Origin of the sequence: Pseudomonas edaphica (assembly GCF_005863185.1) — a bacterium.
Lineage (GTDB): Bacteria > Pseudomonadota > Gammaproteobacteria > Pseudomonadales > Pseudomonadaceae > Aquipseudomonas > Aquipseudomonas edaphica.
In genome coordinates this window covers 1-3306 of record NZ_VBVZ01000655.1, presented here as the reverse complement: position 1 = coordinate 3306, position 3306 = coordinate 1, and the positions used below count along the sequence as shown (strand labels likewise).

The window sequence follows — 3306 nt, the reverse complement described above, 5'->3', positions numbered from 1 at the left end:
CCACGCCGATCTGCTCGATGAGCCGGGCATCGGCGGGCGCAGGCGGGATCGACAGGCGCACCAGCATCGACACCGCATTCGGTGCGTCGGGCAGCGGCGGATGGCCACGGCCGTCCTTGATATGGCAGTTCTGGCAAGCATTGGTGTTGAACAACGGGCCCAGACCGTCACGCGCGGTGGTGGTGGACGGCGCAATCACCCAGGGGCTGCGAAAGAAGCTGTTGCCGACGCTGAAATCCAGGCGACGGGTGGGCGCCAGGTTGGCCGAAGGCAGGGAAAACGCGTTCTGGTCGCGCTTGTTCACCGTCGTCGCGCCGCCCGCTCGTGATTCACCCGGCTCTGCCTTGGTAAACCTGGGGGCGTCGTCGCAGGCGGTCAGGCTCAAGGCCATCAATGCTGCGCACAGACGAAGAGGCGAACGGACCATCGGGTTTCCTGCGACTAAGGCGAAAAAGAGGGTCGCAAAGTCTAACAGGGCAGGGCGGATTGAATAAGAGCAATTATCGTTTGGTGGTATTTGATTCATTCCCGCTAGAATGACCGCACATTTTTTCTGGAGGTGGCCAATGCAGGCTCTCGACGCTTTGCTCAACCGTGTTTCCGTGCCGCGTTTGCTGGAGCCGGCGCCGACCCAGGAGCAGCGCGATGTGCTGTTCGCCGCCGCCATGCGCGCGCCCGACCATGGTCAACTGCGCCCATGGCGCTTTCTCACCGTAGAAGGTGCCGCCCGTGAGCAGATGGGCACGCTGCTGGCCGAAGCCGCACGCCTGCAGGACGCCGACGCACCGCAAGCCGCTATCGACAAGGCCCAGAACGGCCCGCTGCGTGCGCCGTTGGTGGTGGTGGTGATTGCGCGTCTGCAAGAGCACTTTAAGGTGCCTAAATCCGAGCAACTGCTGGCGGCTGCGTGTGCGGCACACGGTATTTTGCTGGCGGCTTATGCGCAGGGGATCGGGGCGGTGTGGCGCACCGGTGAGTTGTCGTACTCGGCCCATGTGGCCAAAGGCTTGGGGCTGACGGCGGATGAGGAAGTGATTGGCTTCCTCTATTTGGGCACGCCGCAGAACCCGCCGCGTACAGCGGCTAAAGAAGATTTAGCGGCGTTTGTTCAGGCCTGGACCGGCGTCTAATTGTGGGAGCTGGCTTGCCTGCAATAATGGCCTGTCAGTCATGGATGTACTGACTGACCCACCGCCATCGCAGGCAAGCCAGCTCCCACAGGGGATCTTCATTGTTTTGAAGATCGGGTTTATACCTTGAACTGATCCATCAACTTCATCTGCTGGGTCGCCAGCGCATTCAGTTGGCTGCTGATGGCCGCTGACTCGGTGGCCTGGCCGGTGAGGGTTTCGGTCACGGTGCGGATCGCCGAAACGTTGCGGTTGACCTCTTCGGCCACGGCGCTCTGTTGTTCGGCGGCGCTGGCGATCTGCAGGTTCATGTCGCTGATCACTGTTACCGCGTCACTGATCTTGCCCAGCGCCTGCACCGCTTGATGGATCTGCCCGGCATTGCTCTGGGCCTGGTGCTGGCTGGAATGCATGGTCGCCACCACGCCACGGGTGCCGCTCTGGATGCGTTCGATCACCAGGCGAATTTCCTCTACTGAGTCCTGGGTACGTTTGGCCAGGTTGCGCACCTCGTCGGCCACTACCGCAAACCCACGCCCGCTTTCCCCGGCGCGTGCGGCTTCGATGGCGGCGTTCAGCGCCAGCAGGTTGGTTTGCTCGGCAATGCTGCGGATCACTTCGAGCACCGAACCAATCTGCTCGCTGTTGACCGCCAACGCTTCCACTTCGGTCACGGCCTTGCTGACTTCTTCGGCCAGGGTAGTGATGTCGCGGGTGCTCTGCTCGATGATCGACATGCCGTCGCGCGCCGATTGGTCCGCGCCACGGGCGGCGCTGGCAGCGTTGGAGGCGCTGTTGGCCACATCATGGGCGGTGGCGCTCATTTCATTGGAGGCAGTGGCCACCTGATCGATTTCGCGGAACTGCACCTGCATGCCTTCGCTGGTCTGGCGGGCAATGGCTGAGGACTGGTCCGCCGTGCCACGCGCTTCAGTGATGCTCTGCTTGATCTGTGCAATGGTCGGTTGCAGCTTGTCGAGGAAGCGGTTGAACCAGTTTGCCAACTCGCCCAGTTCGTCCTTCTTGGCGTAGGTCAGGCGCTGCGTGAGGTCGCCTTCGCCGCTGGCGATGTTCTTGAGCATGGCCGCAACGGTGTTGATCGGGCGGGTCACGCCGGTGGCGGTCAGCCAGATCAGCAGCAGGCCGAGCAGGGCCGCGGCGGCGCCGACCAGCAAGGCTTTGAGCGTGCCCGAGGCTTGGGCTTTGTCGAGCACGTCTTGCAGTTTCAAGGTGTCGGCCAGCATCACGTTCTTGGGCAGTTTGATCACAACGCCCCAGGCCTTGGCGTCGGCAATCGGCTTGACCGGGTACACGGCGCGGATCGTGTCATCTTGCTCACGGATCGTGCGTGTATCGTTGGCCAGCAGTTGCACGATTTCCTTGCCTTCCGCGCCGATGGTGTCGATCAGGTTTTTGCCGACTTTGTCCGGCTGGCCGCTGTAGGCCGCAATCAAACCGGTGCTGGACAGAATCTCCAGGTGCGCCGCGCCGTCGAACAGTTCTTTTTGCGCCGCGTCCGTCATCGCCTGCAGCGTATTGAGCGCCAGGTCGATACCGACCACACCAATGACTTTGCCGTCGACGATCAGCGGCAGCGAAATAGTGGTCATCAGCACCTGCTTGCCGGCCACTTCATCGGAATACGGGTCGAGCAGGCACACCGTGCGCGTGTCCCGTGGGCAGGTGTACCAGATGTTGTAGGGCGTGCCGCTGAGGTTGAGGGTCGTTTTGGTCAGGTCATCCTCGACCATCACGGTGTTCAGGCCTTCGCCGCCAGCGCGGCTCCAGTAGCTGGAGAAACGGCCTTTTTCATTGGAGACGCGGGTTTTGTCGTTGACGAAGTCGCTGTCTTTGCCATCCAGGCCATTGGGTTCGAATGACAGCCAGATGCCCAGTACCTTGCTGTTGCGCTCAAAGGCGGTTTTGACACTCTGGTTGAGCTCTTCTCGCAATGCGCCGGGCTCCAGCGCTCGTTTGTTGGCGAGGGCACGCAGGTCTTTGACGTGATCGGCCAGCGCGGTGACCACCACGAGGTTTTCGCCAAAGGTTTTCTGTAACTGCACTGCTTGTTCGGCGGCCTTGGCTTGCAGCAGGTGTTGAACGCTTTGGGTGAGCATTCGCGAGCTTGAATCGCTGATCAAATGGTCATTCTGACCGGTCTCGTACAGGTTGATAC

The 3306-nt window shown here is 61.5% G+C and carries 3 protein-coding genes; 1 reads left to right on the top strand and 2 read right to left on the bottom strand.

What is annotated here, in order from left to right; translation table 11 throughout:
* The coding region (locus FEM54_RS28395; protein WP_276614878.1) for a di-heme oxidoredictase family protein at positions 1 to 427 on the bottom strand (427 nt) is incomplete at its 3' end.
* 139 nt (positions 428 to 566) lie between these two features.
* Between FEM54_RS28395 and FEM54_RS28390 the strand changes: the two genes are divergently transcribed.
* Positions 567 to 1130, top strand: coding sequence for an NAD(P)H nitroreductase (locus FEM54_RS28390; protein ID WP_017139760.1), 564 nt, complete (start codon positions 567 to 569; stop codon positions 1128 to 1130).
* 119 nt (positions 1131 to 1249) lie between these two features.
* Here FEM54_RS28390 and FEM54_RS28385 read toward each other — a convergent pair.
* Positions 1250 to 3306, bottom strand: a 2057-nt coding sequence (locus FEM54_RS28385) for a methyl-accepting chemotaxis protein (RefSeq protein ID WP_138453840.1), incomplete at its 5' end; no start/stop codon positions are given.